Genomic DNA, 1092 nt, shown 5'->3' with positions numbered 1-1092 from the left:
GGCCGGTACCGCCGCCCGGCGCCGGGCCGGTCGACCGGGCGCTGCTCGACCACGTCGCCGCCACCGTCCGGCGGGCACTCGACGAACAGGACGGCGACCTGCTCGTCTTCCTGCCCGGTGTGGGCGAGATAGCGGCCGTCGCGGGCCGGTTGGCCGCCCTGCGCGACCAGGTCGACGTGCTCCGGCTGCACGGCCGCCAGGACGGCGCCGAACAGGACGCGGCGCTGCGTCCGGGACCGCGACGACGGGTGGTGCTGGCCACCGCCGTGGCCGAGAGCAGCCTGACCGTGCCGGGGGTGCGGACCGTGGTGGACGCCGGCCTGTCCCGGGTCGCCCGGCTGGATCTGGCCCGGGGACTGGGCGCGCTGGTCACCGTGGCGGTGTCCCGGGCCGGGGCCACCCAGCGGGCCGGACGGGCCGGTCGCGAGGCACCGGGGCACGTCTACCGCTGCTGGTCACCGGCGACCCACGAGCGGCTGGCGGCCCAACCGGAACCGGAGATCGCCACCGCCGACCTCACCGGCTTCGCCCTCGACCTGGCCGCCTGGGGCACACCGGACGGCACCGGACTCGCGCTGCCGGATCCGCCCCCGGTGGCGGCGATGACGGTGGCCCGGGAGACGCTGGGCACGCTCGGGGCCCTCGACCCGGACGGCCGGATCACCGCGCGGGGACGCGCGATCGCCGCCACCGGGGCGCATCCCCGGCTGGCCCGGGCCCTGCTCGACGGTGCCGCCCGGGTGGGCGCCCGGCGCGCCGCCGAGGTGGTCGCACTGCTCGCCGAGGAGTCCGTCGCCGGTGCCGGCGACGACCTCGCCGCCGCCTGGCGTCGACTGCGCGACGGCGTCGAGCCGGGTGCCACCGCCCGCTGGCGGACCGAGGTACGCCGACTGCGTACCGCCCTGCCGGCCGGCACCGCCGAGGACCCCGCCGGGAAGGCCCTGCCCGACGATCTGGCCGCCGGGTTGCTGGTCGGGTTGGCGTACCCGGAACGGTTGGGCCGGGTGCGCCGGGCGGGCGGCTCGGCGTACCTGATGAGTGGCGGGACCGCGGCGGAGCTGGCACCGGGGTCGGCGCTGGCCGGCGCCGGCT

1 protein-coding gene is annotated in these 1092 nt (G+C 79.1%); it reads left to right on the top strand.

The features are described from left to right. Positions 1-1092, top strand: a 1092-nt coding sequence (locus tag EYA84_RS32200) for a helicase-related protein (protein WP_255446686.1), incomplete at both ends; no start/stop codon positions are given.

The sequence above is a fragment of the Verrucosispora sp. SN26_14.1 genome (genome assembly GCF_004307965.1).
In the GTDB taxonomy this organism is placed as follows: domain Bacteria; phylum Actinomycetota; class Actinomycetes; order Mycobacteriales; family Micromonosporaceae; genus Micromonospora.
This window is presented reverse-complemented; position numbering and strand designations above follow the sequence as displayed.